At 46.1% G+C, this 763-nt stretch carries 1 protein-coding gene and 1 pseudogene; both read right to left on the reverse strand.

Annotated features, from left to right (window positions below; translation table 11 throughout):
- On the reverse strand, window positions 1–366 hold a 366-nt coding region (locus tag R7040_RS26050), incomplete at its 3' end, for an MFS transporter (protein ID WP_318097517.1).
- A gap of 33 nt (window positions 367–399) precedes the next feature.
- A pseudogene (locus tag R7040_RS26055) lies at window positions 400–763 on the reverse strand (DUF1513 domain-containing protein); the annotation flags it as partial.

Consider the following 763-nt stretch of genomic DNA (forward strand, 5'->3'; position numbering starts at 1 on the left):
ACCCCAAAGAATGTAAGTGATACCGGCATACATCACTTTTGTCGATGTATCAGCATCGATGTTATAGAAAGCGGCCACCGTGACCAGAACAATCAGAACCGGCGTAAACAGCATGTAAGGGCGGAATTTACCAAAGCGAGAGTCTAACGTGTCCATGTATCCGGCAATGAGCGGATCGTTCACCGCATCCCACACACGAGCAATCAAAAAAATCGTACTCGCCGCAATTGGAGAAATGCCCAAAATATCGGTATAGAAATAAAGAATAAAAGAGCCGACTAGACCAAAGCTAAAGCACTGGCCTACCCCATAGCCGAAGTAAGACATCAGCTCCTTATTAGTGAGTTTGTTTTGTAGAGTAGTCATTGTTCACGTCTCAATTGATTTTATTGTAAATAAGGGCATCATGATCACTTCATGAGGCCCAATGCCGAATCCCGATAACTCAGCGATTTTTCGGTATTGGTTTTTAACATCGTAAACACCGATGATACCTCGGCTAGTGCCTCTTTCGCCTTCCGTTGCGAAGAGATAAAGACCATCGTGAGAATAAACGCCATGGCCGTAAAAATGGCGCTCCGGTTTTGCCAGTTCCAACTTGAGCATTTGTTCTGTTCGATAGTCGAACACCATAAAGAAAGTGCCAGGACGTCGACCAAAAACAACCGCGTGGCCATGCTGATTGGTCGCCACGCCATGTCCACGTTCAGGGATAGGTAACGTCGAAATAGGCATACCATGTTCATCAGCCACCACGGCAGCA

The organism is Vibrio sp. 1069 (genome assembly GCF_033340555.1).